Here is a 26244-nt window from a genome sequence, read left to right as displayed (position 1 = left end):
ATTTTTTATTTTTGGAGATATAGATCGATTGTTGGAATCTTTTTATTGAAATTCAAATCCTATGAAACCCATCTATCATATATTTCTTCTGCCATCATCAACTAATAAACGAGAACCATTCAATAGCATTCAATTTTTATCTAACGATAACTCAATATAACAAGTTAATATTTTTATATCGAGATTTTGATAGAAAAATTGACTTAAGTGTGAAAACGATTTATAATAAAGTAGCTTAAAGTTTTCTTAAACTGAAAGTCAAACAAATTTTATAAGGAGGAATGTCAATAATGAGTATTGGTATCATTATTGCTAGCCACGGTGAATTTGCAGCTGGAATCCACCAATCCGGCTCGATGATCTTTGGGGATCAAGAGAAAGTTCAAGTGGTTACGTTCATGCCAAGTGAAGGCCCGGATGATCTCTATGCTAAATTTAATGCAGCTGTTGCCGCATTTGATGCAGAAGATGAAGTCTTGGTTTTGGCTGACCTTTGGAGTGGTTCTCCATTTAACCAAGCAAGTCGCGTCATGGGAGAAAATCCAGATCGTAAATTTGCGATCATCACAGGATTGAACCTTCCGATGTTGATTCAAGCTTATACAGAGCGTTTGATGGATGCAAATGCCGGCGTTGATCAAGTCGCTGCAAACATCATCAAGGAAGCAAAAGACGGTGTCAAAGCTCTTCCAGAAGAATTGAATCCTGTTGAAGAAGCTAGTACAGCCGCTGCTGCTCCTGTAGCCCAAGCTGCTATTCCAGAAGGAACAGTTATCGGAGATGGAAAACTCAAGATTAACCTTGCCCGCTTAGATACACGTCTTCTTCATGGACAAGTTGCAACTGCTTGGACACCTGATTCAAAAGCCGATCGGATCATTGTTGCTTCAGATTCTGTTGCCAAAGATGAACTCCGTAAGGAATTGATCAAACAAGCGGCACCAAATGGTGTGAAAGCAAACGTTGTCCCAATTCAAAAATTGATCGACGTTGCAAAAGATCCACGTTTTGGAAATCCCCATGCTTTGATCTTATTTGAAACACCTCAAGATGCTCTTCGCGCCATCGAAGGTGGTGTTCCGATTAAAACCCTGAACGTTGGTTCAATGGCCCACTCAACTGGTAAAACCATGGTTAACAATGTGTTGTCAATGGATAAAGATGACGTAGCTACATTTGAAAAAATGCGTGATCTTGGAGTAGAATTTGACGTCCGTAAAGTGCCAAATGACTCTAAGAAAGATTTGTTTGACTTAATTAACAAAGCTAACGTTCAATAATCGATTACTTACGAAAGGATTTTAAACATGTCTATTATTTCTATGGTATTAGTGGTCGTTGTTGCCTTCTTAGCAGGTCTTGAAGGTATCCTTGACCAATTCCAATTCCACCAACCCCTTGTTGCTTGTACCTTAATCGGTTTGGTAACAGGTAATTTGACTGCTGGCATTATGCTTGGTGGTTCACTTCAATTTATTGCACTTGGCTGGGCAAACATTGGTGCCGCAGTTGCACCCGATGCTGCCCTTGCATCTGTCGCTGCTGCCATCATCATGGTACTTGGGGGAGACTTCAGTGCAAAAGGAATCGCTGTCGCTCAAGGTGTCGCTATTCCACTTGCAGTTGCTGGTCTTTTCTTGACAATGATCGTCCGTACCCTTTCCGTTGGTTTGGTCCACACTGCCGATGCTGCTGCTAAAAAAGGTGATATCAAAGGTGTAGAACGCGCTCATTTTGTGGCTCTTCTTCTTCAAGGTCTTCGTATCGCTATTCCTGCAGCCCTTTTGTTGATGATTCCTGCTGAAACTGTCAAAACTGCTCTTGAAGCAATGCCTAAATGGCTCGCTGATGGAATGCAAATCGGTGGTGGTATGGTTGTAGCCGTTGGTTATGCCATGGTTATCAACATGATGGCTAGCCGTGAAGTATGGCCATTCTTTGCCATCGGTTTTGCACTTGCAGCTGTTAGCCAATTAACTTTGATCGCTCTTGGAGCGATTGGTGTTGCCCTTGCCTTGATCTACCTTACTCTTTCTAAGAAAGGTGGCAATGGAGGTGGCGGAGCCGCTACTTCTAACGATCCAATCGGCGACATTCTCGAAGACTATTAAGAAAGGTGTGACACTATCATGACTGAAAAATTACAATTATCTAAATCAGATCGTCAAAAAGTTTGGTGGCGTTCAACCTTCTTGCAAGGTTCTTGGAACTATGAACGGATGCAAAACTTGGGTTGGGCTTACTCATTGATCCCAGCTATCAAAAAACTCTACACGAAGAAAGAAGACCAAGCGGCTGCTCTTGAACGTCACATGGAATTCTTTAACACTCACCCATACGTTGCTGCTCCTATCATCGGGGTAACACTTGCTCTTGAAGAAGAAAGAGCAAACGGTGCTGCGATCGATGATGCAGCTATCCAAGGGGTTAAAATTGGTATGATGGGTCCTTTGGCGGGTATCGGAGATCCAGTCTTCTGGTTTACAGTACGTCCTATCCTTGGTGCCCTTGGTGCATCACTGGCTGCGTCTGGTAATATCCTTGGTCCACTCATCTTCTTTATCGCATGGAATGCGATTCGTATGGCCTTCTTGTGGTACACGCAAGAACTTGGCTACAAAGCAGGTTCTGAAATTACCAAAGATATGTCTGGTGGGATCTTGCAAGACATCACTAAAGGAGCTTCTATCCTCGGGATGTTCATCCTTGCTGTCTTGGTAGAACGTTGGGTATCCATTAAATTCGTCTTCAATGTTTCTTCTGTCAAATTAGACGACAAAGCCTTTATCCATTGGGATAAACTAGTCGATCTCTCTAAAGCAGGAAACTTAAAAGACGTCCAAGAATCCGTTAACAACGGTATTCAATCAGCATTTAATCAAGTTGGTTCAGGCCTATCTCAAACACCTGAAAAAGTTACGACTTTCCAACAAAACTTAGATTCATTGATTCCTGGATTGATGGGATTGCTTCTTACTTTTGCCTGCATGTGGTTGTTGAAGAAAAAAGTGTCTCCTATCACTATCATTATCGCCCTCTTTGTAATCGGTGTATTAGCACACGTTGCGGGCTTGATGTAATCAAAGAGCAAGAAAAGAAGGTTTCGGCCTTCTTTTTATTATGATATAATAGAATGAATAACAATACAGGAGGATCTCATGGCTCAATCTTTGAATAAAACAGTTGAATTCCATACTACAGGGGTTTCTTACCTTGGAGTGGGGGGAAAGGTTGGAAAAATCCTAGTTGGGAATGCCGCTTTTGAATTTTATGCGGATGCTAATGTTGAAGACTACATCCAAATTCCCTGGCAAGAAATCGACCAAATCGGAGCCAATGTATCCGGACGTAAAATTAGCCGCCATTTTGAAATCTATACCAGAGAATCAAAATTTCTCTTTGCTTCAAAAGACTCTGGAAAAATTTTAAAGATTGCTCGGGAACATCTAGGAAATGATAAAATTGTCAAACTTCCTACATTGATCCAAACCATCACGGCTAAAATTAAAAATCTATTTGCAAAATAGGATCTTTTCTTGTATAATAGACGCAAACGGATAAGTAAGTTAAGATGCTCTTTCAGAAAGTCTGCGGTTGCTGCGAGCAGATAGAAATCTTAATTGAAATTCTACCGTTTAGTTAAAATACAATATTGAATCAAGTGCACACCTGTGAAGTTGGATGGAACCGTGGCTCTGCCACTCCAACACTGTAACAGGTGTGTTTTTTGTTAAAGGAGAAGCTATGTTAGATATTAAACGGATTCGTACAGAATTTGATACAGTTGCTAAAAAATTGGCAACACGTGGAGTAGATGCGGCTATTTTGAATGAAATGAAAGAAATCGATGCCAAACGTCGAGACATCTTAGTCAAAGTAGAAAATCTCAAAGCAGAGCGCAACACCGTATCTGCTGAAATCGCTCAAGCAAAGCGTAACAAGGAAAATGCAGATGATAAGATTGCTGCCATGCAAACCCTCTCTGCTGAAGTCAAAGCATTAGATACAGAATTAGCTGAAATCGATGCGAAATTGACTGAATTCACCACTACCCTTCCAAACATCCCCGCTGACAGTGTTCCTGTTGGAGCAGATGAGGATGACAACGTTGAGGTTCGCCGTTGGGGAACACCTCGCGAATTTGGCTTTGAACCAAAAGCTCACTGGGATTTAGGCGAAGACCTTGATATCCTTGACTGGGAACGCGGGGCTAAAGTTACTGGTGCTCGTTTCCTCTTCTACAAAGGACTTGGAGCTCGCTTAGAACGTGCCATCTACAACTTCATGTTGGACGAACATGGTAAGGAAGGCTACACTGAAGTCATCCCTCCTTACATGGTCAACCATGATTCTATGTTTGGTACTGGTCAGTATCCAAAATTCAAGGAAGATACTTTTGAACTTAGCGATACCAATTATGTCCTCATTCCAACAGCCGAAGTTCCTTTGACAAACTACTACCGCGATGAAATTCTTGATGGGAAAGATCTTCCAATCTACTTCACTGCTATGAGTCCATCTTTCCGTTCAGAAGCTGGTTCAGCCGGTCGTGATACTCGTGGATTGATCCGTTTGCACCAATTCCATAAGGTTGAAATGGTGAAATTTTCCAAACCAGAAGAATCATATGATGAATTGGAAAAAATGGTTGTCAATGCTGAAAATATCCTTCAAAAATTGAACCTTCCATACCGAGTGGTAGCTCTCTCAACTGGAGACATGGGCTTCTCAGCTGCCAAGACTTATGACTTGGAAGTATGGATCCCAGCGCAAAACACCTACCGTGAAATCTCAAGCTGTTCTAATACAGAAGATTTCCAAGCTCGCCGTGCGCAAATCCGCTACCGTGATGAAGCAGATGGCAAGGTAAAACTCCTTCACACTTTGAACGGTTCTGGATTGGCAGTCGGACGTACCGTCGCTGCTATTCTTGAAAACTACCAAAACGAAGACGGTTCTGTGACCATTCCAGAAGTCCTTCGCCCATACATGGGTGGCGCAGAAGTCATCGCACCAAAATAAAGTTTAAAAAAACTGAGTCTTGCAAATTGCAAGCTCAGTTTTTTAATATTTACGAAAACGTTGGTAGCGTTGCTCCAGAAGCTCTTCGAGAGGTAAGGCTTGTAAAACCTTTAACTCTTCCTGTAATTCCTTCTTCACTTGAGCCAGTAGTTCTCCATTTGAAAATCCATGCTCGGGAATTACCTTATCGACAATTTCCATATTTAACAATTCGTGAGAAGTAATCTTCATCAACTCTGCTGCTTCCATGGCACGACTTCCATCTTTCCAAAGAATAGAGGCAAAACCTTCTGGACTCAAGACTGCATAGATGGAGTTCTCAAGCATCCAGACCTTATCTGCTACAGCAAGAGCCAAGGCACCACCAGAGCCACCTTCTCCGATGATCATCGCAATAATTGGAACTTTTAAATCACTCATTTCCATGAGGTTACGGGCAATGGCTTCACCTTGTCCTCGTTCTTCAGCACCAACACCAGGATAAGCACCCGCTGTATTGATAAAGGTCACAACTGGACGACCAAATTTCTCTGCTTGCTTCATGAGGCGCAAAGCTTTTCGATAGCCTTCTGGATGTGGTTGCCCAAAATTACGTTTTAGATTATCTTGAAGATTTTTTCCTTTTTGGATTCCAACGACTGTAACCGTTTGATCGCCTAAGCGTCCAATCCCACCAATCACAGCACCATCATCACGGAAGTTTCGATCTCCATGTAATTCGATAAAATCATCAAAAATTCCTTGAGCAAAATCAAGCGCAGTCAATCTTCCTTGGTCACGTGCCTCTTTAATAATCTGTGTTATTTTACTCATGTTTACCTCCATGAAGGGCCAATAATTGTCCAACCGTTGCTCGGATTTGGCTTCTCTCCACGATCAAGTCTACAAATCCATGTTCTTGCAGAAATTCTGCTTTTTGGAAATCATCTGGCAATTTTTCACGCACAGTTGATTCGATCACGCGCCGACCGGCAAAACCAACCAAGGCCTGACTCTCTGCCATGATAATATCACCTTCCATAGCAAATGAAGCCGTTACCCCACCGGTTGTCGGATCTGTCAATACCGTCAAATAGAATAATTTTTCTTTAGAATGACGTTGAACAGCCGCAGAAATTTTTGCCATTTGCATCAAACTCACGATTCCTTCTTGCATCCGAGCACCACCAGAAGCAGTAAAGAGAACGACTGGCAATTTTTCATTTGTCGCAAATTCAAACAATCGTGTAATTTTTTCACCTACTACAGAACCCATTGAGGCCATGATAAAGTTAGAATCCATGATCCCAAGCGCAACTTTTTGCCCTTTAATCAATGCAGTTCCTGTCAGTACAGCTTCATCCAGTCCTGTCATTTCTCGTACTGCTGCTAGTTTCTTCTTATAATTGGGAAAATTCAAGGGATCTGTCGTTTCGATTCCAGTAAACATTTCTTCAAAGCTAGCTGGATCCACTGTAAGCGCCAAGCGTTCTTTAGCAGAAATACGGAAGGTATAGCCACAGTTTGGGCATACCCGTTCACTACCTAAATCCTTTTGGTAAATGGTATGTTTACAACCTGGACATTGTGAAAATAGCTCATCAGGAACTTCAGGTTTTGGCTGAGGTTCTTTCCAGGCTGACCTATTCGGATTGATCCGAATATATTTATCTTTTTTAGAAAATAATGCCATTACTAACTCCTTATAATATGCTACAGCATCTGTAGCATTACTATAAAAGCCTGAAACTGTGAGGATGATGTTCATACTTCCCTCACAAGTCCAGGCTTTTCATCATTCCTTATTATAATTTGGAAGGAATTGTTCCATCAAAAATGCAGTGTCATAATCACCAGCGATCACATGCGAATCTGAGATCAAATCCAACTGGAAACTACTATTGGTTGTGACACCATCGATTTCCAACTCATAAAGAGCTCGCTGCATTTTCATCAGTGCATCAAAGCGATTTTCCCCATGGACAATGATCTTAGCAATCATACTATCATAGTATGGTGGAATCGTATAACCAGGATACACAGCAGAATCCACACGCAGGCCAACCCCACCACTTGGAAGATAGAGATTAGTAATCTTACCTGGGCTTGGTGCAAAGTTAAAGGAAGGATTTTCCGCATTAATCCGGCATTCAATCGCATGGCCTTTAATGACAATATCCTCTTGAGTAACGGATAATTCTTGGCCAGCTGCGATTTTAATCTGTTCCTTAACGATATCAACTCCTGTTACAAATTCTGTGACAGGATGCTCTACTTGCACTCGAGTATTCATTTCCATAAAGTAGAACTCACCCTTGCCTTCATCATACAAGAATTCAATCGTTCCAGCATTCTCGTAACCAACTGACTCAGCTGCACGAACAGCTGCAGAACCAATACGATTACGAAGAGTTTTTCCGATAGCAATTGAAGGGGATTCTTCTAGAACTTTTTGATTGTTCCGTTGGAGAGAACAATCGCGTTCACCTAAGTGAATGACATGTCCATGCTGATCCGCTAAAATCTGTACTTCAATGTGGCGTGCCGGATAAATCACCCGCTCCATATACATGGCACCATTACCAAAAGCAGCTTGAGCTTCTGAGGAAGCAGATTCAAAAGCAGCAACCAAATCTTCTGGTTTTTCAACCTTCCGAATTCCTTTACCACCGCCTCCTGCAGATGCTTTCAACATCACAGGGTAACCAATGCGCTCTGCAATTTCGAGGGCTTCTTCAGCTGTATAAACTTCACCATCTGATCCAGGAATAACAGGTACTCCTGCTTTGATCATCTGTTTACGAGCATTAATCTTATCCCCCATCATATCCATGACTTTAGCAGAAGGGCCGATAAATTTAATACCAACTTCCTCACACATGGTTGCAAATTTTGAGTTTTCACTTAAAAATCCAAAACCAGGGTGAATAGCTTCTGCACCTGTTAAAACAGCTGCAGACAAGACAGCACTCATATTCAAATAAGATTCTGTTGATTTAGCTGGTCCAATACAGACTGCCTCATCCGCTAGTAAGGTATGCAAGGCTTCTTTATCAGCAGTAGAATACACCGCAACCGTCTCGATGCCAAGTTCACGAGCCGCACGAATAATGCGTACTGCAATCTCACCACGATTGGCGATTAAGATCTTACGAAACATAGATAGGCCTTTCTTAATTTCCAATTGCAAAAGTAAGTGTTCCTGAAGCTGCAAGCTTACCGTCTACCTCTGCTTTCGCTTCAACAACAGCAATTGTTCCACGACGTTTGACAAAAGTAGCTGTCATCACCAGTTGATCTCCTGGAACGACTTGTTTTTTAAACTTCACCTTGTCCATCCCTGCATAAAAGACTAATTTCCCTTTATTTTCAGGTTTTGACAACTCTAGTACACCTGCTGTTTGTGCCAAAGCTTCCATGATGAGAACACCTGGCATAACAGGATATTGTGGAAAATGTCCATTAAAAAACGGTTCATTAATTGTCACGTTTTTGATGGCAACAATCGTATCTTCGCTTGTTTCTAAAACGCGATCCACCAAAAGCATTGGGTAACGATGCGGCAAAGCCTCACGAATAGCATTAATATCAATTGTCATTTGATTCGAACCAATCCTTTTCCAAATTCAACCATTTCTTCATTCATTACCAAAATTTCAGTGACTACCCCATCTTTAGGTGCTGGGACTTCATTCATCACTTTCATGGCTTCGATAATCAAGAGTGTTTGACCCTTAGTGACCTTATCTCCTACAGATACAAAGGCCGGTTTATCCGGAGCTGGTGACAAGTAAGCCACCCCAACCAATGGACTTTCAACGACATCACCTTCGGCCTCTTGAGCTGGAGCAGCAACTGGTTCAGCTACTACAGCTGGAGTTGCTGGTGCTTCAACAACAGGGGCTACGACAGGAGTTTGAGGTGTTGCTACCACTTCAACTGCAGGAGCTACCGGTGTAGTCGCAACTGAAGTCGTTTGATTTTTACTCAAATTCAATTCTTCGCCATTATTTTTATATGAGAATTCACGCAAAGTTGATGCATCAAATTGAGCCAACAAATCTTTGATCTCAGAAATATTCATGAATTAACCCTCCCAACGTTTAAAGGCCAGAACAGCATTGTGTCCTCCAAAACCAAAGGTATTTGAGATAGCGTACTGAATATCCGCTTCTTGGCCTTCACCATAAACAACGTTTGCTTCGATATAGTCAGACAATTCTTTAGTACCAGCAGTTTTTGGTACAAAGCTGTGACGAATCGCTTCGATGGTAGCAATCGCTTCAACTGCACCAGCGGCACCAAGCAAGTGTCCTGTAAATGATTTAGTAGATGATACAGGAACTTCTTTACCAAGTACAGAAACAATAGCTCCGCTTTCACCTTTCTCATTGGCAGGTGTAGATGTACCATGAGCATTGACATAATCGACGTCTTCAGGCTTAATACCAGCTTCATTGATCGCTAATTTAATTGCTTTGGCCGCACCTGAACCATCTGGTGTCGGTGTTGTCATATGGTAGGCATCACAGTTTGAACCATAACCAACAATCTCAGCCAAAATGTTAGCACCACGTTTTTGGGCATGTTCCAAACTTTCGATGACAAGAACCCCTGCACCTTCCCCCATCACAAAACCATTACGGTCTTTGTCAAATGGAATAGATGAACGTTCTGGGTCTTCCGTTGTTGAAAGGGCCGTAAGGGCATTGAAACCACCGATACCAATCTTAGTAATCGAAGCTTCAGCACCACCTGCCAAAACAACATCATGCATACCAAATTTAATTTCACGGAAAGCTTCACCAATTGCATCATTGGCAGAAGCACAAGCAGTTGTCACGGATTTACATACCCCTTGAGCCCCAATCTTAAGTGCGATGTTTCCAGCACCCATGTTTGAAAGAGCTTTCGGAATAAACATGGGTTGGATTCTCTTCATCCCACGTTCATGCATCCGGATAATTTGGTCTTCCAATTCTTGCAAACCACCGATACCAGATGATACAATCACACCTACACGATCGCGGTCTTCTTCTTCCATATTCAAGCCTGAATTTTCAATAGCTTCCATCGCAGCATAGATTGCATACAATGAGTACGTATCCATACGATTTTGATCTTTTTTCACAAAATATTTATCGAATGGGAAATCTTGAATTTCACCAGCATTAAAGACTGGAATTTCGGAAGCATCAAATTTCGTAATGGGCTTGATTCCAATTTTTCCTTCATGAAGGCTATTCCAGAACTCCTCTGGTGTATTTCCGATTGGTGAGGTTACACCGTAACCTGTAACAACAACACGATTTGTAGACATATATATTCTCCTTTTGTCGGATGGATATTTAAGTAAGTGATTTTCGATCAGTGAGCATTCATTATTGCATAGTCATTCCGCCATCAATGGCAATTGTTTGACCTGTTAAATATTCTTGACCTGCCAAGAAAGCCGCAACTTCTGCCACTTCTTCAGCTTGACCAATTCGTTTCATTGGCACTTGAGCTAGCATGGCATCTTTCATTTTCTCTGGAATAGCGTCTGTCATATCCGATTCAATAAAACCAGGTGCAATGGCATTCACACGAACGCCACGGGCCGCAACTTCACGCGCTACTGATTTGGTAAAACCAATCAAACCAGCTTTTGAAGCCGCGTAGTTCGCTTGACCAATATTCCCCATTAGACCAACAACAGAGGACATGTTGATAATGGCACCTTGACGAGCCTTAGACATAGGTTTTAAGACAGCTTGTGTCATATTAAAGGCACCGGTCAAGTTGATTTTCAAGACCCGTTCAAAATCTTCTTCAGTCATTTTCAACATCAACTTGTCGTTTGTGATGCCAGCGTTATTGACCAAAACATCAACACTGCCAAGCTTTTCAATTGCTTCAGCCACCATACGTTGAGCATCTTCGCCATTAGAAATATCCCCAGAAATACCAACAACAGTTACACCATAATCTGCAAACTGTGCAAGCAAGTCCTCAGAGATTTCAGAACGTCCATTTAGGATAACGTTGGCACCAAGACTAGCAAATTTATGTGCCACAGCTAATCCAATTCCACGTGTTGAACCGGTTACAAAAACATTTTTATTCTTAAGTTCCATGTTTACCTCGTTTTAAGCATTAAGAAGGGCATCAAGACTAGCTTGGTCTTCAACATTTTGAATTGGTAGGGTTTTATCAATTTTCTTCAAGAAACCTGACAAGACTTTTCCTGGACCAATCTCAATCACTTCATCTACACCAAATTCTTGGATAGTGGCAATCGAATCATAAAAACGTACAGGTTCCATCACCTGACGGGCCAAAAGTGCTTTCACATCTTCTGACTTCATGATAGTAGCTTCTGTATTCCCAACTAAAGGAAGATCAAAATCATTAAATGATACTTTTTCTAATTCAGCCACCAATTTTTGACTAGCAGATTTCAGTAAGGCTGTGTGGAATGGACCTGACACATTCAAAGGGATCAAACGTTTGGCACCTGCTTCCCTCAATAGTTCTACAGCATAGTCCACAGCCGCAACCTCACCACCAATCACAATTTGTGCTGGTGTATTGTAGTTAGCTGGTGTCACTACACCCTTTTCAGATGCTTGTTGACAAATCTCTTCGATCAAACTTGGATCTGTATTCATAACAGCAACCATTTTCCCACTTCCAGCAGGAGCTGCTGTTTCCATGAATTCACCACGTTTCGCAACCAAAGCTACAGCATCTTCAAACGAAAGAGCTCCAGCCGCAACTAAGGCAGAATATTCCCCCAAAGAGAGGCCGGCAACAATATCAGGAGTGATACCATTTTCTGCTAAGAGACGATAAATGGCTACTGACGTTGTCAAAATAGCTGGTTGAGTATAGCGTGTCTGATTCAGTTTTTCTTCGTTAGAATCAATCAATTCACGCAAATCATAACCTAGAATACGACTAGCCGTATCAAATGTCTCTTTAACAACGGGATAAGCCGCATACAAATCGCTCGCCATGCCCAATTTCTGAGCCCCTTGACCAGCAAATAAGAACGCACGTTTTGTCACTATCCTAATCCTTTCAACGTTTTTAGACGTTTACATCTGCCCAACGAGCAGCCTCTCTTTGAATCACCTTGGCTGCACCATAATAGATATCTTCTAGAATTTCAGCACAAGTTTCTTCCTTGCTAACAAGACCAGCAATTTGACCTGCCATTACAGATCCATTGTCAACATCTCCATCAACAACGGCATTGCGAAGGGCACCTGCTCCTAATTCTTCAATTTCTTCTTGAGTCTTCTTACCTGCCAAGAAATCTCTTTCAGCTTGGTTATAGGCAGAAGCCAATTTATTCTTGATCGCACGAACAGGGTGTCCAACAACTGATGCTGAAACTACCGTATCAATATCTTTCGCTTTCAAGATTTTATTCTTAAAGTTCTGGTGAGCGTTAGATTCTTTAGCAACCACGAAACGAGTTCCCACCTGAACAGCTTCAGCGCCTAACATAAAGACAGCTGCAGCACCGGAACCATCAGCGACACCTCCAGCACCAATTACTGGAATAGAAACAGCTTCAACCACTTGACGAACCAAGGTCATGGTCGTCAATTTACCAATGTGACCTCCAGCTTCCATGCCTTCTGCAATCACCGCATCGGCACCCAATTTTTCCATCCGTTTTGCAAGGGCAACAGACGGAACCACTGGAATGACAGTGATCCCTGCTTCATGGAAACGATCCATGTATTTCCCAGGATTTCCAGCGCCAGTTGTAACAACTTTTACACCTTCTTCAATCACCAGGTCAACAATGTCATCTGCAAATGGGGACAAAAGCATGATATTTACACCAAAAGGCTTATCTGTAATAGACTTCACCTTATCAATGTTAGCCTTAACAACTTCTTTTGGAGCGTTTCCACCACCAATGATTCCAAGACCACCGGCATTTGATACCGCTCCAGCCAAGTCACCATCAGCTACCCAAGCCATCCCACCTTGGAAGATTGGATACTTAATATTCAATAGTTCAGTAATTCGTGTTTGCATAATTCCTACCTCATTTTTCGCTTAAGTAATAGTTTGAGTTTGTATGACTGTTTCTTTGAGCCTCAAACTATTACCTAAACAAGAGAGAATATCTTTCGATACTCTCATCTATCATTATTTTGTTTTTTCTTCTACGTAAGCGACAAGATCACCAACTGTAGACAATCCTTCTTCAGTTTCGATTTGGATATCAAATGCATCTTCAATTTCAGAGATTACTTGGAACAAATCCAAAGAATCTGCTTCTAAATCTTCGAAAGTAGATTCAAGAGTTACTTCTGATGGTTCTTTACCAAGTTCTTCAACGATAATTTCTTGTACTTTTTCAAATACTGCCATGATTGGCCTCCTTAAAAATAATAAATAAATTTTTAAAATGTGTTTCCACATGTTTAACTAGATTGTAACAAGAAGTGTGCCCCATGTCAAACCTCCACCGAATCCTGTTAGAAGGATCTTTTGACTTCCATCCATCTTGATTCGATGATTCTCGACACACTCCGATAATAGAATGGGGATACTAGCAGCACTAGTGTTCCCATATTCCATCATATTTGCTGGGATTTTCTCTCTAGAGACACCCAGTTTTTTTGACATCTTATCTAACATTCGGTCATTCGCCTGGTGTAACAGAAAATAGTCAATCTCTTCTGCTTCCATAGAGGCGTCTGCTATAATTTTTTGAATACTTTTCGTTACATCACGAATAGCAAAATCAAAAACTGCCCGTCCGTCCATTGTCAGATATTTTCGATCAGAAACTTCATCTGAATAAGGGGAAGACAGACCCAAATAGCAAGATTCCAAACTATTACCTCTACTCCCGTCCGTATACAGATTCTCAGCTAAAAATGTTTTTTGATCACTAACTTCAAGTAAGACACCCCCAGCTCCATCACCAAAAAGCACAGAGGTGGATCGATCCGACCAGTCCAAGACCTTTGAAAGCGTCTCGCTACCGATCACAATCCCTCTCTGATACATTCCAGATGAAATGTATTTTTCAGCTGTCGATAACGCAAATACAAATCCACTACAAGCCGCTGTCAGATCAAAGGCAAATGCTCGCGAGGCTCCAATATTGGCTTGGACTCGAGCAGCAGTAGAAGGCATTAAGCTATCTGGTGTAATCGTAGCAACAATGATGAAATCAAGATCTTCTGCGGATAATTTAGATTTTTCCAACAGTCTCTTAGCAACCTCTGTTGCAAGATCACTTGTCATTTCCGCTCTTGAAATATGACGACGAAGAATTCCTGTCCGACTGCTAATCCATTCATCACTAGTATCCATGATCTCAGCCAAATCATCATTTGATATGACTTGGTCAGGTGCATAATGAGCAACTTGACTTATTTTAGCAAAGACCATTATTTGATTTCCTCCAAGAAACGATACAAATTCTGTAACCCCTTTTGCATCACTTTCTTCTCTTCAGGACTCATATCTCCAATAATTTGGTTGACCATCCGTTTATGGAATTGCTGATGAAGACGATAAAGGAGACGACCATTTTTCGTTAAACTTAAGTGTACAACCCGGCGATCAACCTCTGATCTTCTTCTTTCGATATACCCTTTGCGTTCAAGATTATTCAAACTTGTCGTGACAGTCCCTAAAGTCACCATCAACTCCCGTGAAATATCACTCGGTGTTGCATTCGGTGTCGAACCAATCACATCAATCGTATGCATTTCCTTTATAGAAACATCTTTGAATCGACTTGCTCTTAGGCTCGACTCCTCAATAACCAAAACATTATTAAAGATGGATGTTAAATAATCGTTAACTAATTGGTAATTCAAAACTCCACCTCCTAAATTACTTTGACAGTCGAATTGTATCAAAAATGAAAATAATTTGCAAGCATTTTTTCAAAAAACACAGAAAAAATACAAATTTATTTTCCTTTAAATTGTGGACGTCGTTTTTCAGAGTAGGCAATAACCCCCTCCTTAAAATCTTCCGTAAAAGCTAGTTTCTTTTGCAATTCCAATTCAAGACCCGCATATTGATCCCAATCTTTCAGGAATGCTTCCCATACCATTTCTTTCATAGCAGCATAAGAATTTGAAGATCCTCTTCTTAATTTTTTAAGCAGTTGATCTACCGTCTTATCGAGTTTATCAGATTCACATACACGGTAAGCTAGGCCATAATCAAATGCCTTTTCAGCGTTCAGGGCTTCACCCGTCATTACTAAATGAGTAGCACGAGACATTCCAATAGATTTTCCTAATAAGAATAAACCACCTGCATCTGGTGCTAAACCAACCCCAACAAAAGCCTGAATGAATTTTGTCCGCTCACTAATAATACAAAAATCAACAGCTACTGCAATGTTTGCTGCTGCTCCTGCGACAGCTCCATCTGCCACCATGATAACTGGCTTAGGCAATTGTTTAATTTTCTTCGAAATAGTATTAACCAATTCCGCAATTAAGACAAGAGACTCGATGTCATTCGCATCAACTGCACGTTTCATTTCGCTCAAATCCCCACCAACTGAAAAGATTTTTCCTTCTGCTGACAGAATAATGAATTTAACTTCCTCATTGGTTTCTGCATCTTCCAAAGCAGCTAAAATTTCTTGACACATTGGAATGTTAAAACCATTTGATACCTCAGGACGATTTAAAGAAATCGTTGCTAGGTCATTTTCAACTGAATACAAAATTGTTTCAAACATCTCAGACTCCTTTTGTTTTAACATTAAATATTTTGATATTAAAACTTATGAATTATAACATATCATACCACAAAAAATAAAATTAGTAAAATATATCTATATGATGTAACAAAATTGTAAAGTTTGAATAGTTTCAACCTTTTGCCTCAGAAGTTACAAATACTATTTCCTATCAGGAAATAAATTGTATCAATAACTGAACTTTGGTATAATGTATTAATGAAAACTATTAAGGAGAAAACATGAAAGTAACAAAATTCGGTGGAAGTTCTCTAGCATCAGCTTCTCAATTAAAAAAAGTACTTGATATCATTAAAGATGATCCAGAAAGAAGGTTTGTAGTTGTATCGGCTCCAGGTAAACGCAATGCAGAAGATACAAAAGTAACAGATGCTCTGATTCGATATTATAAAGAATTTACTTCAGATAAGGATGTTACTCAAACACAACAGTGGATTATAGAGCGTTATCGTGCTATTACGGAAGAATTGGGTCTCAAAGAATCCATTATTCAAGAAATTGCTGAAGATATCTATGATTTGACAAATTTACCCAAAAAAGGAAACCCATTTACATACGATGCATTCCTAGCTGCTGGTGAAAATAACAATGCTAAACTCATTGCTGCTTATTTCAATCAAAATGGCTTAGAATCAAGATATATTCATCCAAAAGAAGCAGGAATTACCGTTACTGCAGAACCTTCCAACGCTCGGATTTTGCCATCTAGTTATGATAAAATTGAAGAACTAAAAGATTCAAGTGAAGTGATTGTCGTTCCAGGATTCTTTGGTGTTACCCAAGATGGGGACATTTGTACATTTTCTCGTGGTGGTTCTGATATTACAGGATCAATCATTGCTGCAGGTGTAAAAGCAGACTTATACGAAAACTTTACGGATGTCAATGGAATATTTGCTGCACACCCTGGTATTATTAAAAATCCCCACTCGATTCCTGAGTTAACCTACAAAGAGATGCGTGAATTAGCCTATGCTGGCTTTTCTGTCTTGCATGATGAGGCTCTCGTACCAGCATACAGAGGTAAAATTCCTCTAGTAATAAAAAATACAAACAATCCAAATCATCCTGGTACAAGAATTGTTTTAGAACATTCTAATGATCATGTAACTGTAGTAGGAATCGCAGGTGATTCAGGTTTTGTAAGTATCAATATGACCAAATACCTCATGAACCGTGAGGTTGGCTTTGGTCGTAAAGTTTTACAAGTACTAGAAGATCTTAATATTAGTTGGGAACACATGCCAACTGGTATCGATGACTTATCTATAATCTTACGTTCACGTGAACTCACTCCAATTAAAGAACAAGAAATTTTAAAACAATTAACTCAGAAACTTGAAGTTGACACAGCTGAGATTGAACATGATCTTTCAATCATTATGATTGTTGGTGAAAAAATGAAAAGTCAAGTTGGGGTTACGGCAACTGCAGCCAAAGCACTATCAGAAAATGAAGTTAATATTCAAATGATTTCACAAGGTTCTAGTGAAGTTTCCATTATGTTCGTTGTAAGTAAAAACCAAGAAGAAAAAGCCATTAAAGCTTTATATAATGCATTTTTCTCAAATAACTAATAAATAGATAAATGTTCCGTTACTTAACAGGTACTTCGGATTGAAGAAAAAATCAATTTTGATTACTTTCTTCAATCTTTTTTTTACCAGAGAAAGCAAAAAACTCTTAAAAATAGTACTATATCAGCATTCCTAAGAGTTTCCATTATATGGTAAGCAACCTCAAAATAGAAATTTTCTATTGTTTATTGGGATTGTATACATTCTGAAGCTCCAATTGCCTAATAGAGCTTTTTCTAAAAAATAAAAGAGGTCAATAATTGACCTCTTTGAATATACTCCGCCAGTAGGACTCGAACCTACGACATCATGATTAACAGTCATGCGCTACTACCAACTGAGCTATGGCGGAATCAAGCTAAGCGACTTCCTTATCTCACAGGGGGCAACCCCCAACTACTTCCGGCGTTCTAGGGCTTAACTGCTGTGTTCGGCATGGGTACAGGTGTATCTCCTAGGCTATCGTCACTTAACTCTGAATGTTTAAACATTCAAAATTGAATATCTATATTCTAACAAACTAAACCTAACTTTGTCAATATCTTCTGACTCTTTGGATAAGTCCTCGAGCTATTAGTATTAGTCCGCTCCATTGCTCACACAACTTCCACTCCTAACCTATCTACCTGATCTTCTCTCAGGGCTCTTACTAACATATAGTTATGGGAAATCTCATCTTGAGGTGGGTTTCACACTTAGATGCTTTCAGCGTTTATCCCTTCCCTACATAGCTACCCAGCGATGCCTCTGGCGAGACAACTGGTACACCAGCGGTAAGTCCACTCTGGTCCTCTCGTACTAGGAGCAGATCCTCTCAAATTTCCTACGCCCGCGACGGATAGGGACCGAACTGTCTCACGACGTTCTGAACCCAGCTCGCGTGCCGCTTTAATGGGCGAACAGCCCAACCCTTGGGACCGACTACAGCCCCAGGATGCGACGAGCCGACATCGAGGTGCCAAACCTCCCCGTCGATGTGAACTCTTGGGGGAGATAAGCCTGTTATCCCCAGGGTAGCTTTTATCCGTTGAGCGATGGCCCTTCCATACGGAACCACCGGATCACTAAGCCCGACTTTCGTCCCTGCTCGAGTTGTAGCTCTCGCAGTCAAGCTCCCTTATACCTTTACACTCTGCGAATGATTTCCAACCATTCTGAGGGAACCTTTGGGCGCCTCCGTTACCTTTTAGGAGGCGACCGCCCCAGTCAAACTGCCCGTCAGACACTGTCTCCGTAGATGATAAACCTACCGGGTTAGAGTGGCCATAACACAAGGGTAGTATCCCAACAACGCCTCCATCGAAACTGGCGTCCCGATCTCTATGGCTCCTACCTATCCTGTACATGTGGCACAGACACTCAATATCAAACTGCAGTAAAGCTCCATGGGGTCTTTCCGTCCTGTCGCGGGTAACCTGCATCTTCACAGGTACTAAAATTTCACCGAGTCTCTCGTTGAGACAGTGCCCAAATCATTACGCCTTTCGTGCGGGTCGGAACTTACCCGACAAGGAATTTCGCTACCTTAGGACCGTTATAGTTACGGCCGCCGTTTACTGGGGCTTCAATTCATACCTTCGCTTACGCTAAGCACTCCTCTTAACCTTCCAGCACCGGGCAGGCGTCACCCCCTATACATCATCTTACGATTTAGCAGAGAGCTGTGTTTTTGATAAACAGTTGCTTGGGCCTATTCACTGCGGCTGACTCAAAGCCAGCACCCCTTCTCCCGAAGTTACGGGGTCATTTTGCCGAGTTCCTTAACGAGAGTTCTCTCGCTCACCTGAGGCTACTCGCCTCGACTACCTGTGTCGGTTTGCGGTACGGGTAGAGTATGATTAACGCTAGAAGCTTTTCTTGGCAGTGTGACGTCACTAACTTCGCTACTAATCTTCGCTCCCCATCACAGCTCAATGTTACAGAATTAAGCATTTAACTCAATTCACACCTCACTGCTTAGACGTGCACTTCCAGTCGCACGCTTTAGTTAGCCTACTGCGTCCCTCCTTCACTACATACTCTAGTACAGGAATATCAACCTGTTGTCCATCGGATACACCTTTCGGTCTCTCCTTAGGTCCCGACTAACCCAGGGCGGACGAGCCTTCCCCTGGAAACCTTAGTCTTACGGTGGACAGGATTCTCACCTGTCTTTCGCTACTCATACCGGCATTCTCACTTCTATGCGTTCCAGCGCTCCTCACGGTACACCTTCTCCACACATAGAACGCTCTCCTACCATACCTATAAAGGTATCCACAGCTTCGGTAAATTGTTTTAGCCCCGGTACATTTTCGGCGCAGGGTCACTCGACTAGTGAGCTATTACGCACTCTTTGAATGAATAGCTGCTTCTAAGCTAACATCCTAGTTGTCTGTGCAACCCCACATCCTTTTCCACTTAACAATTATTTTGGGACCTTAGCTGGTGGTCTGGGCTGTTTCCCTTTCGACTACGGATCTTAGCACTCGCAGTCTGACTGCCGACCATAATTCTTTGGCATTCGGAGTTTATCTGAGATTGGTAATCCGGGATGGACCCCTCACCCAAACAGTGCTCTACCTCCAAGAATCTTAATGTCGACGCTAGCCCTAAAGCTATTTCGGAGAGAACCAGCTATCTCCAAGTTCGTTTGGAATTTCTCCGCTACCCACAAGTCATCCAAGCACTTTTCAACGTGCCCTGGTTCGGTCCTCCAGTGAGTTTTACCTCACCTTCAACCTGCTCATGGGTAGGTCACATGGTTTCGGGTCTACGACATAATACTATTGCGCCCTATTCAGACTCGGTTTCCCTACGGCTCCGTCTCTTCAACTTAACCTCGCATCATATCGTAACTCGCCGGTTCATTCTACAAAAGGCACGCTCTCACCCATTAACGGGCTCGAACTTGTTGTAGGCACACGGTTTCAGGTTCTATTTCACTCCCCTCCCGGGGTGCTTTTCACCTTTCCCTCACGGTACTGGTTCACTATCGGTCACTAGAGAGTATTTAGGGTTGGGAGATGGTCCTCCCAGATTCCGACGGGATTTCTCGTGTCCCGCCGTACTCAGGATACTGCTAGGTATAAAGACTATTTCGATTACGAGGCTCTTACTCTCTTTGGCTGACCTTCCCATGTCATTCTTCTATACTCTTTATGTCCACATTGCAGTCCTACAACCCCGAAGAGTAAACTCTTCGGTTTGCCCTCCTGCCGTTTCGCTCGCCGCTACTCAGGCAATCGCTTTTGCTTTCTCTTCCTGCAGCTACTTAGATGTTTCAGTTCACTGCGTCTTCCTCTACCTATCCTTAACAGATAGGAGTACTAGCCATTAGCTAGTGGGTTCCCCCATTCGGACATCTCTGGATCATCGCTTACTTACAGCTCCCCAAAGCATTTCGTCGTTTGTCACGTCCTTCTTCGGCTTCTAGTGCCAAGGCATCCACCGTGCGCCCTTATTAACTTAACCTTATTTTTGGTCTTGCGACCTAAACTCTTTAAATATTTACAGCGTTTCGGTTTATTTTCTTGTTACTATTTGATATAGATATTCAATTTTCAATGTTCAAGCTTAACACCCTTACAGTGTTAATGGAGCCTAGCGGGATCGAACCGCTGACCTCCTGCGTGCAAAGCAGGCGCTCTCCCAGCTGAGCTAAGGCCCCACAAGACCTCTCAAAACTAAACAAGACCAACGTACAGGGTTCCTTTTCCTTAGAAAGGAGGTGATCCAGCCGCACCTTCCGATACGGCTACCTTGTTACGACTTCACCCCAATCATCTATCCCACCTTAGGCGGCTGGCTCCAAAAGGTTACCTCACCGACTTCGGGTGTTACAAACTCTCGTGGTGTGACGGGCGGTGTGTACAAGGCCCGGGAACGTATTCACCGCGGCGTGCTGATCCGCGATTACTAGCGATTCCGACTTCATGTAGGCGAGTTGCAGCCTACAATCCGAACTGAGACTGGCTTTAAGAGATTAGCTTGCCGTCACCGACTCGCGACTCGTTGTACCAGCCATTGTAGCACGTGTGTAGCCCAGGTCATAAGGGGCATGATGATTTGACGTCATCCCCACCTTCCTCCGGTTTATTACCGGCAGTCTCGCTAGAGTGCCCAACTAAATGATGGCAACTAACAATAGGGGTTGCGCTCGTTGCGGGACTTAACCCAACATCTCACGACACGAGCTGACGACAACCATGCACCACCTGTCACCTCTGTCCCGAAGGAAAGCTCTATCTCTAGAGCGGTCAGAGGGATGTCAAGACCTGGTAAGGTTCTTCGCGTTGCTTCGAATTAAACCACATGCTCCACCGCTTGTGCGGGCCCCCGTCAATTCCTTTGAGTTTCAACCTTGCGGTCGTACTCCCCAGGCGGAGTGCTTAATGCGTTAGCTGCGGCACTGAGTCCCGGAAAGGACCCAACACCTAGCACTCATCGTTTACGGCGTGGACTACCAGGGTATCTAATCCTGTTTGCTCCCCACGCTTTCGAGCCTCAGCGTCAGTTACAGACCAGAGAGCCGCTTTCGCCACCGGTGTTCCTCCATATATCTACGCATTTCACCGCTACACATGGAATTCCACTCTCCCCTTCTGCACTCAAGTTAAACAGTTTCCAAAGCGTACTATGGTTAAGCCACAGCCTTTAACTTCAGACTTATCTAACCGCCTGCGCTCGCTTTACGCCCAATAAATCCGGATAACGCTCGGGACCTACGTATTACCGCGGCTGCTGGCACGTAGTTAGCCGTCCCTTTCTGGTAAGTTACCGTCACAGTGTGAACTTTCCACTCTCACACTCGTTCTTCTCTTACAACAGAGCTTTACGATCCGAAAACCTTCTTCACTCACGCGGCGTTGCTCGGTCAGACTTCCGTCCATTGCCGAAGATTCCCTACTGCTGCCTCCCGTAGGAGTCTGGGCCGTGTCTCAGTCCCAGTGTGGCCGATCACCCTCTCAGGTCGGCTATGTATCGTCGCCTTGGTGAGCCGTTACCTCACCAACTAGCTAATACAACGCAGGTCCATCTCTTAGTGATGCATTTGCACCTTTCAAGTCAACATCATGCAATGTCGACTTTTATGCGGTATTAGCTATCGTTTCCAATAGTTATCCCCCGCTAAGAGGCAGGTTACCTACGCGTTACTCACCCGTTCGCAACTCCTCCGCTCGGTGCAAGCACCAAGCTTCAGCGTTCTACTTGCATGTATTAGGCACGCCGCCAGCGTTCATCCTGAGCCAGGATCAAACTCTCATTAAAATAATTGTTTGTCTTAAACTCATTCTGTCACTGACAGATTTATTGTTTTTTTATTGTTCAGTTACTACAACTTCAGTTGTAGTGCCCTGCACATTGGTTCGTCTTGTTCAGTTTTCAAAGGTCTTTGTCGCTCTCTCGCGACAACTATATTAGTTTATCATGATCTCTCCTTACTGTCAACACTTTTTTAAAAAAATTTTACTTTTTTTAAGATTTTTTTTAAAAAATCGAAAAAAAGCCTACAATAAAGGCTTTTCATGCTTTAGAAAAATTACTTCTTTACAATTTTATTCTTTTATTAGATATAGTAAAAAACTCTGGCTTAATAATTCCTATAGCGGGGAAAACTATTCTATAGATTTTAGAACATTTTACTTATAAACAAATACTCCTATAATAACTATAATGAAAAGCGACGAAACTACCGTTAGGAGGAACCTATGGGACTCATTAAGGATACCTCAGAATTATTCGGAATTAAAGACCCTAATATCATTATTTCATTCGTTTTGAAAATGATATTCATCCTGAGATTCAAGTAAAATTCGATTATCCTGTACCATTATCCCCCATTGCCAAGGAAAGATTATTAAATAAGACTTTCAAAAACCTTCTAAACTTCCTCTTCTTGAACAAGCTGGAACTTCAACACTACTACGTCTAAAGAAACATTGTTTCCCGTGTAAAAGCTGTAGGAGTGTCATGATTGCCGAAACATCATTTATTAAGAATATATGTTATATCTCAACCCTTGTCCGAAAAAAATTACACACCCCCTAACTCAGAAGGAACCTCTAATGGATATTGATTGAAAACTTCATGTGTTAACCTATACTGTCTATCGTAAGCATTACCAATTTACTTTCAAGAAACATTATGACCAACTCTCAAAGATTATGTCCTGGAAGGAGTTTGGTTTTAAGAAAGGTGACTTAGTTTTTGTGACACAAAACTATGAGTCCAGCGAACTCATTATCCTCCTCGATAAAGGTCTCCAAATTACTATACAAAACTACTTTTTTTGTATTCATTGAAAGCTCGGCAAAAGGTCCAATTTATCGCGATGGATATATCAGAACCTATATTCCATTGGCTCGAAAACGCTTTTTAAACGCTAAAATCGTTCTTGATCGTTTCCACATTTCCCATCACCTTGGACGCGTGTTTTTAAAGACAAGATTTCGATTATGAACCAATTTGATAAGAAGTCACTACCCTATCGTGCCTTAAATATTCACTGGCAAATCTTTCAAAAAGAAATCCGTAAGTTATCTCTCAACTCTTTTCATTCAATGACTTTCCGTCAAACCTTGATTACCGATGAAGTCGTTGAGAAGACACTAGTCTTTTCAGGAGAAGAGAGTAGATGCGTTCTTTGAGCTGTTAGAGGAACGGTCCATCACCATTTAGGACTTTCCTTAGACACATCATAAATACGCTAGAAACAGACGATTCAAACGAGAAACTCAAAACGACTAATAAGTTGATCAAAGACATCAAACCTATAGGATTTGATTTTAGAAACTCTATCAACTTTAGGAAGCGTGTTTTCATCGCTCTAAACATATAAAAAAGGAAGACCTATCTGGTCCTCTCTAGAAGTTTCGTCATCCACTACAGTTGACAAAAAGGCATAAAGAAAATAGAGAGGAAAGCCTCTCTATTTATATTCTTGTCTGTATTTGTTTTCTTCAGCTTTGTTAGCCCATACATAATGACCTGGTTTAATTTCAACCATTTGTGGTTTATCTTCAGAATAATCATGTTGTTCCGGATCATAAATTTTTAGAACTTTTTTACGTTCTAGAATTGGATCTGGAATTGGGACCGCTGAAAGTAGGGATTGAGTATATGGATGGATTGGGTGGTTAAATAGCTCTTCAGTTTCTGCTACTTCTACAATAACCCCTTTATAGATAACTGCAATACGGTCAGAAATGAAGCGCACAACTGACAAGTCATGGGCGATAAAGAGGTAGGTCAAGCCTAATTCTCTTTGGAATTTTTTCAAAAGGTTCAAGACCTGCGCACGTACTGAAACGTCAAGGGCTGAGATTGGTTCATCCGCAATGACAAATTCTGGTTCCATAACAAGTGCACGGGCAATACCGATCCGTTGACGTTGTCCACCTGAGAATTCATGAGGGTAACGTGTCAAATGTTCTGCAAGAAGCCCAACTTCATGCATAATATTTTTTACTTTTTCCTGACGTTCTTCTTCACTGTTAAACAAATGGTGATTGATCAAACCTTCAGAGATAATATAATCAACTGTTGCACGTTCATTCAGACTTGCTGCTGGGTCTTGGAAGATCATTTGAATTTTACGGATCAACTCTGATTTTTCACTATGAGAGTTTTTTCCGTTGATCTTGCGACCATCATAAATAATTTCTCCAGCACTTGTATCATTCAAACCGATGATCGCACGTCCAATTGTTGTCTTCCCACTTCCTGATTCACCAACAAGAGAGAAAGTTTCTCCCTTATTAATGAAGAAGTTGGCGTTTTTAACAGCAACGAATTTTTTACTTCCTTCACCGAAGGAAATTTCTAAATCTTTAATTTCAACTAATTTTTCAGTCATTTCCTTCCTCCTATTCTGTCATGTGAGTGAAGCCCATTTTTGAGCCAATCTTTTCGTGAAGGTTTTCGATTACTTCTGGTTTATGAACTGTTGGTGCATCTGGATGGAGCAACCATGTCTTAGCCCAGTGAGTATCGGTCACTTTGAAAGCCGGTGCCTCTTCTTCAAAATCAATCTGCATTGCATAGTCTGAACGAAGTGCGAAGGCATCTCCTTTGATTGGAGCATACAATGATGGCGGAGTCCCTGGAATAGAGTAAAGATCACCATCTGAGGTTGACAATTGAGGCAAGCTTGAAAGCAAGCTCCATGTGTATGGATGTTTTGGATCGTAGAAAATTTCTTCTACCTTACCAAACTCAACAATTTCTCCAGCATACATAACGGCTACTTTATCTGCAATACTTGCAACCACACCTAAGTCGTGGGTGATAAAGATAACTGTAAATTGGTATTCTTTTTGAAGGGATTTCAACAAATCAATGATTTGCGCTTGAATGGTTACATCAAGGGCTGTTGTTGGTTCGTCACAGATTAAGATATCTGGGCGGCAGGCCAAGGCGATGGCAATAACGATCCGTTGACGCATCCCACCTGAATATTGGAATGGATACTCATCAAAACGACGTTCAGCATCTGGAATTCCAACTTTTTCCATATAGTCCAAAGCCATTTCTCTGGCTTCTTTAGCTGTTTTCCCTTGGTGTTTGATAATGACTTCGGTAATTTGTGAGCCAATTGTATTGATTGGATCCAAACTTGTCATTGGGTCTTGGAAAATTGTAGCGATCTTAGATCCACGAATATTTTCCCAATCTTTATTCGATTTCAAATCTGTCAATTCTTGACCACGATATTTAATCGAACCTTGGGCAATACGGCCGTTATCTTCTAACATTCCGGTGAACGTTTTTGTCAAAACTGATTTCCCTGAACCTGACTCACCAACTAAGGCAAGAACTTCACCTTCGACTAGCTCAAGCGATACGCCACGAATAGCTGTCAGTACGCGATCGCGCACGTCAAATTCCACTACGATATCTTGAGCAGATAAAATAATATTGTTATTTGATGTCATATCT

General features: G+C 41.8%; 21 protein-coding genes, 2 tRNA genes, 3 rRNA genes and 1 pseudogene. 7 read left to right on the top strand and 20 right to left on the bottom strand.

Annotation, left to right across the window (positions count from 1 at the left end):
- Positions 1-290: 290 nt before the first annotated feature.
- From HMPREF0833_RS09830 to serS, 5 genes are all read left to right on the top strand, one after another.
- Positions 291-1280 carry a PTS sugar transporter subunit IIB gene (locus tag HMPREF0833_RS09830; protein WP_013904727.1) on the top strand — a complete coding sequence of 330 codons (990 nt, stop codon included), beginning with the start codon at positions 291-293 and terminating at the stop codon, positions 1278-1280.
- 27 nt (positions 1281-1307) lie between these two features.
- Positions 1308-2111: a PTS mannose/fructose/sorbose transporter subunit IIC gene (locus HMPREF0833_RS09825; protein ID WP_013904726.1), complete on the top strand. Its 804-nt coding sequence runs from the start codon at positions 1308-1310 to the stop codon at positions 2109-2111.
- An 18-nt stretch (positions 2112-2129) separates the two neighbouring features.
- Positions 2130-3080 (top strand): PTS system mannose/fructose/sorbose family transporter subunit IID, encoded by a 951-nt coding sequence (locus tag HMPREF0833_RS09820; protein WP_013904725.1) that lies wholly within the window; start codon positions 2130-2132, stop codon positions 3078-3080.
- A 78-nt stretch (positions 3081-3158) separates the two neighbouring features.
- Positions 3159-3527: a DUF956 family protein gene (locus tag HMPREF0833_RS09815; protein WP_013904724.1), complete on the top strand. Its 369-nt coding sequence runs from the start codon at positions 3159-3161 to the stop codon at positions 3525-3527.
- Between the two features lie 217 nt (positions 3528-3744).
- The gene (serS, locus tag HMPREF0833_RS09810; RefSeq protein ID WP_041818457.1) at positions 3745-5022 is read left to right on the top strand and encodes a serine--tRNA ligase; all 1278 of its coding nucleotides are present in this window, start codon (positions 3745-3747) and stop codon (positions 5020-5022) included.
- A gap of 42 nt (positions 5023-5064) precedes the next feature.
- Here the strand turns inward: serS and HMPREF0833_RS09805 are convergent, their stop codons facing one another.
- The 13 genes from HMPREF0833_RS09805 to fabM all read right to left on the bottom strand — a co-directional run bounded on the left by HMPREF0833_RS09805 (position 5065) and on the right by fabM (position 15727).
- A complete protein-coding gene (locus HMPREF0833_RS09805) occupies positions 5065-5835 on the bottom strand; it encodes an acetyl-CoA carboxylase carboxyl transferase subunit alpha (RefSeq protein WP_041818456.1) in 771 nt (256 codons plus the stop codon).
- Positions 5828-6694, bottom strand: a complete 867-nt coding sequence (accD, locus tag HMPREF0833_RS09800; RefSeq protein WP_003018484.1) for an acetyl-CoA carboxylase, carboxyltransferase subunit beta — start codon at positions 6692-6694, stop codon at positions 5828-5830. Before accD ends, HMPREF0833_RS09805 begins: the two co-directional genes overlap by 8 nt.
- Before the next feature lie 102 nt (positions 6695-6796).
- Positions 6797-8161: an acetyl-CoA carboxylase biotin carboxylase subunit gene (locus HMPREF0833_RS09795; protein WP_003018446.1), complete on the bottom strand. Its 1365-nt coding sequence runs from the start codon at positions 8159-8161 to the stop codon at positions 6797-6799.
- Positions 8162-8174: 13 nt separating this feature from the next.
- Positions 8175-8600: a 3-hydroxyacyl-ACP dehydratase FabZ gene (fabZ, locus tag HMPREF0833_RS09790; RefSeq protein ID WP_003004019.1), complete on the bottom strand. Its 426-nt coding sequence runs from the start codon at positions 8598-8600 to the stop codon at positions 8175-8177.
- Complete coding sequence (gene accB / locus HMPREF0833_RS09785; protein ID WP_013904719.1) at positions 8597-9085, bottom strand: acetyl-CoA carboxylase biotin carboxyl carrier protein; 489 nt, start codon at positions 9083-9085, stop codon at positions 8597-8599. The genes fabZ and accB overlap by 4 nt, the downstream gene beginning before the upstream one ends.
- Positions 9086-9088: 3 nt before the next feature.
- Positions 9089-10321, bottom strand: coding sequence for a beta-ketoacyl-ACP synthase II (gene fabF / locus HMPREF0833_RS09780; protein ID WP_003010454.1), 1233 nt, complete (start codon positions 10319-10321; stop codon positions 9089-9091).
- Positions 10322-10382: 61 nt separating this feature from the next.
- Positions 10383-11117 carry a 3-oxoacyl-[acyl-carrier-protein] reductase gene (gene fabG, locus HMPREF0833_RS09775; protein ID WP_013904718.1) on the bottom strand — a complete coding sequence of 245 codons (735 nt, stop codon included), beginning with the start codon at positions 11115-11117 and terminating at the stop codon, positions 10383-10385.
- Positions 11118-11129: 12 nt separating this feature from the next.
- Positions 11130-12050, bottom strand: coding sequence for an ACP S-malonyltransferase (gene fabD, locus HMPREF0833_RS09770; protein WP_013904717.1), 921 nt, complete (start codon positions 12048-12050; stop codon positions 11130-11132).
- 22 nt (positions 12051-12072) lie between these two features.
- Positions 12073-13038 (bottom strand): enoyl-[acyl-carrier-protein] reductase FabK, encoded by a 966-nt coding sequence (gene fabK, locus HMPREF0833_RS09765; protein ID WP_013904716.1) that lies wholly within the window; start codon positions 13036-13038, stop codon positions 12073-12075.
- 114 nt (positions 13039-13152) lie between these two features.
- A complete protein-coding gene (locus HMPREF0833_RS09760; RefSeq protein WP_003003892.1) occupies positions 13153-13377 on the bottom strand; it encodes an acyl carrier protein in 225 nt (74 codons plus the stop codon).
- Positions 13378-13434: 57 nt separating this feature from the next.
- Positions 13435-14409, bottom strand: coding sequence for a beta-ketoacyl-ACP synthase III (locus tag HMPREF0833_RS09755; RefSeq protein WP_003018505.1), 975 nt, complete (start codon positions 14407-14409; stop codon positions 13435-13437).
- Positions 14409-14843 (bottom strand): fatty acid biosynthesis transcriptional regulator FabT, encoded by a 435-nt coding sequence (gene fabT / locus HMPREF0833_RS09750; RefSeq protein ID WP_003003993.1) that lies wholly within the window; start codon positions 14841-14843, stop codon positions 14409-14411. The genes HMPREF0833_RS09755 and fabT overlap by 1 nt, the downstream gene beginning before the upstream one ends.
- A 95-nt stretch (positions 14844-14938) precedes the next feature.
- Positions 14939-15727, bottom strand: coding sequence for a trans-2-decenoyl-ACP isomerase (gene fabM, locus HMPREF0833_RS09745; RefSeq protein WP_041818454.1), 789 nt, complete (start codon positions 15725-15727; stop codon positions 14939-14941).
- Between the two features lie 242 nt (positions 15728-15969).
- Between fabM and HMPREF0833_RS09740 the strand changes: the two genes are divergently transcribed.
- Positions 15970-17325, top strand: coding sequence for an aspartate kinase (locus HMPREF0833_RS09740; RefSeq protein ID WP_013904712.1), 1356 nt, complete (start codon positions 15970-15972; stop codon positions 17323-17325).
- A gap of 278 nt (positions 17326-17603) precedes the next feature.
- Here the strand turns inward: HMPREF0833_RS09740 and HMPREF0833_RS09735 are convergent.
- The 5 genes from HMPREF0833_RS09735 to HMPREF0833_RS09715 all read right to left on the bottom strand — a co-directional run bounded on the left by HMPREF0833_RS09735 (position 17604) and on the right by HMPREF0833_RS09715 (position 22575).
- Positions 17604-17677, bottom strand: a tRNA-Asn gene (locus HMPREF0833_RS09735).
- Between the two features lie 5 nt (positions 17678-17682).
- Positions 17683-17798: ribosomal RNA gene (rrf, locus tag HMPREF0833_RS09730) — 5S ribosomal RNA — on the bottom strand.
- 80 nt (positions 17799-17878) lie between these two features.
- Positions 17879-20778, bottom strand: a 23S ribosomal RNA gene (locus HMPREF0833_RS09725).
- Positions 20779-20901: 123 nt separating this feature from the next.
- Positions 20902-20974 (bottom strand) — tRNA-Ala (locus HMPREF0833_RS09720).
- 53 nt (positions 20975-21027) lie between these two features.
- Positions 21028-22575 (bottom strand): 16S ribosomal RNA (locus HMPREF0833_RS09715).
- Together the 16S, 23S and 5S rRNA genes with 2 tRNA genes alongside form the textbook arrangement of a ribosomal RNA operon.
- A gap of 440 nt (positions 22576-23015) precedes the next feature.
- Here HMPREF0833_RS09715 and HMPREF0833_RS10505 point away from each other — a divergent pair.
- A pseudogene (locus HMPREF0833_RS10505) lies at positions 23016-24174 on the top strand (transposase).
- A 61-nt stretch (positions 24175-24235) separates the two neighbouring features.
- Here HMPREF0833_RS10505 and HMPREF0833_RS09700 read toward each other — a convergent pair.
- Together HMPREF0833_RS09700 and HMPREF0833_RS09695 are read right to left on the bottom strand one after the other, a co-directional pair.
- Entirely contained in the window at positions 24236-25162 is a 927-nt protein-coding gene (locus HMPREF0833_RS09700; protein ID WP_003010296.1) for an ATP-binding cassette domain-containing protein, read from the bottom strand.
- Positions 25163-25172: 10 nt separating this feature from the next.
- A complete protein-coding gene (locus HMPREF0833_RS09695) occupies positions 25173-26240 on the bottom strand; it encodes an ABC transporter ATP-binding protein (protein WP_013904709.1) in 1068 nt (355 codons plus the stop codon).
- Between the last annotated feature and the right edge of the window lie 4 nt (positions 26241-26244).

This window comes from Streptococcus parasanguinis ATCC 15912, from assembly GCF_000164675.2.
Classification (GTDB): Bacteria; Bacillota; Bacilli; order Lactobacillales; family Streptococcaceae; genus Streptococcus; species Streptococcus parasanguinis.
This window is presented reverse-complemented; position numbering and strand designations above follow the sequence as displayed.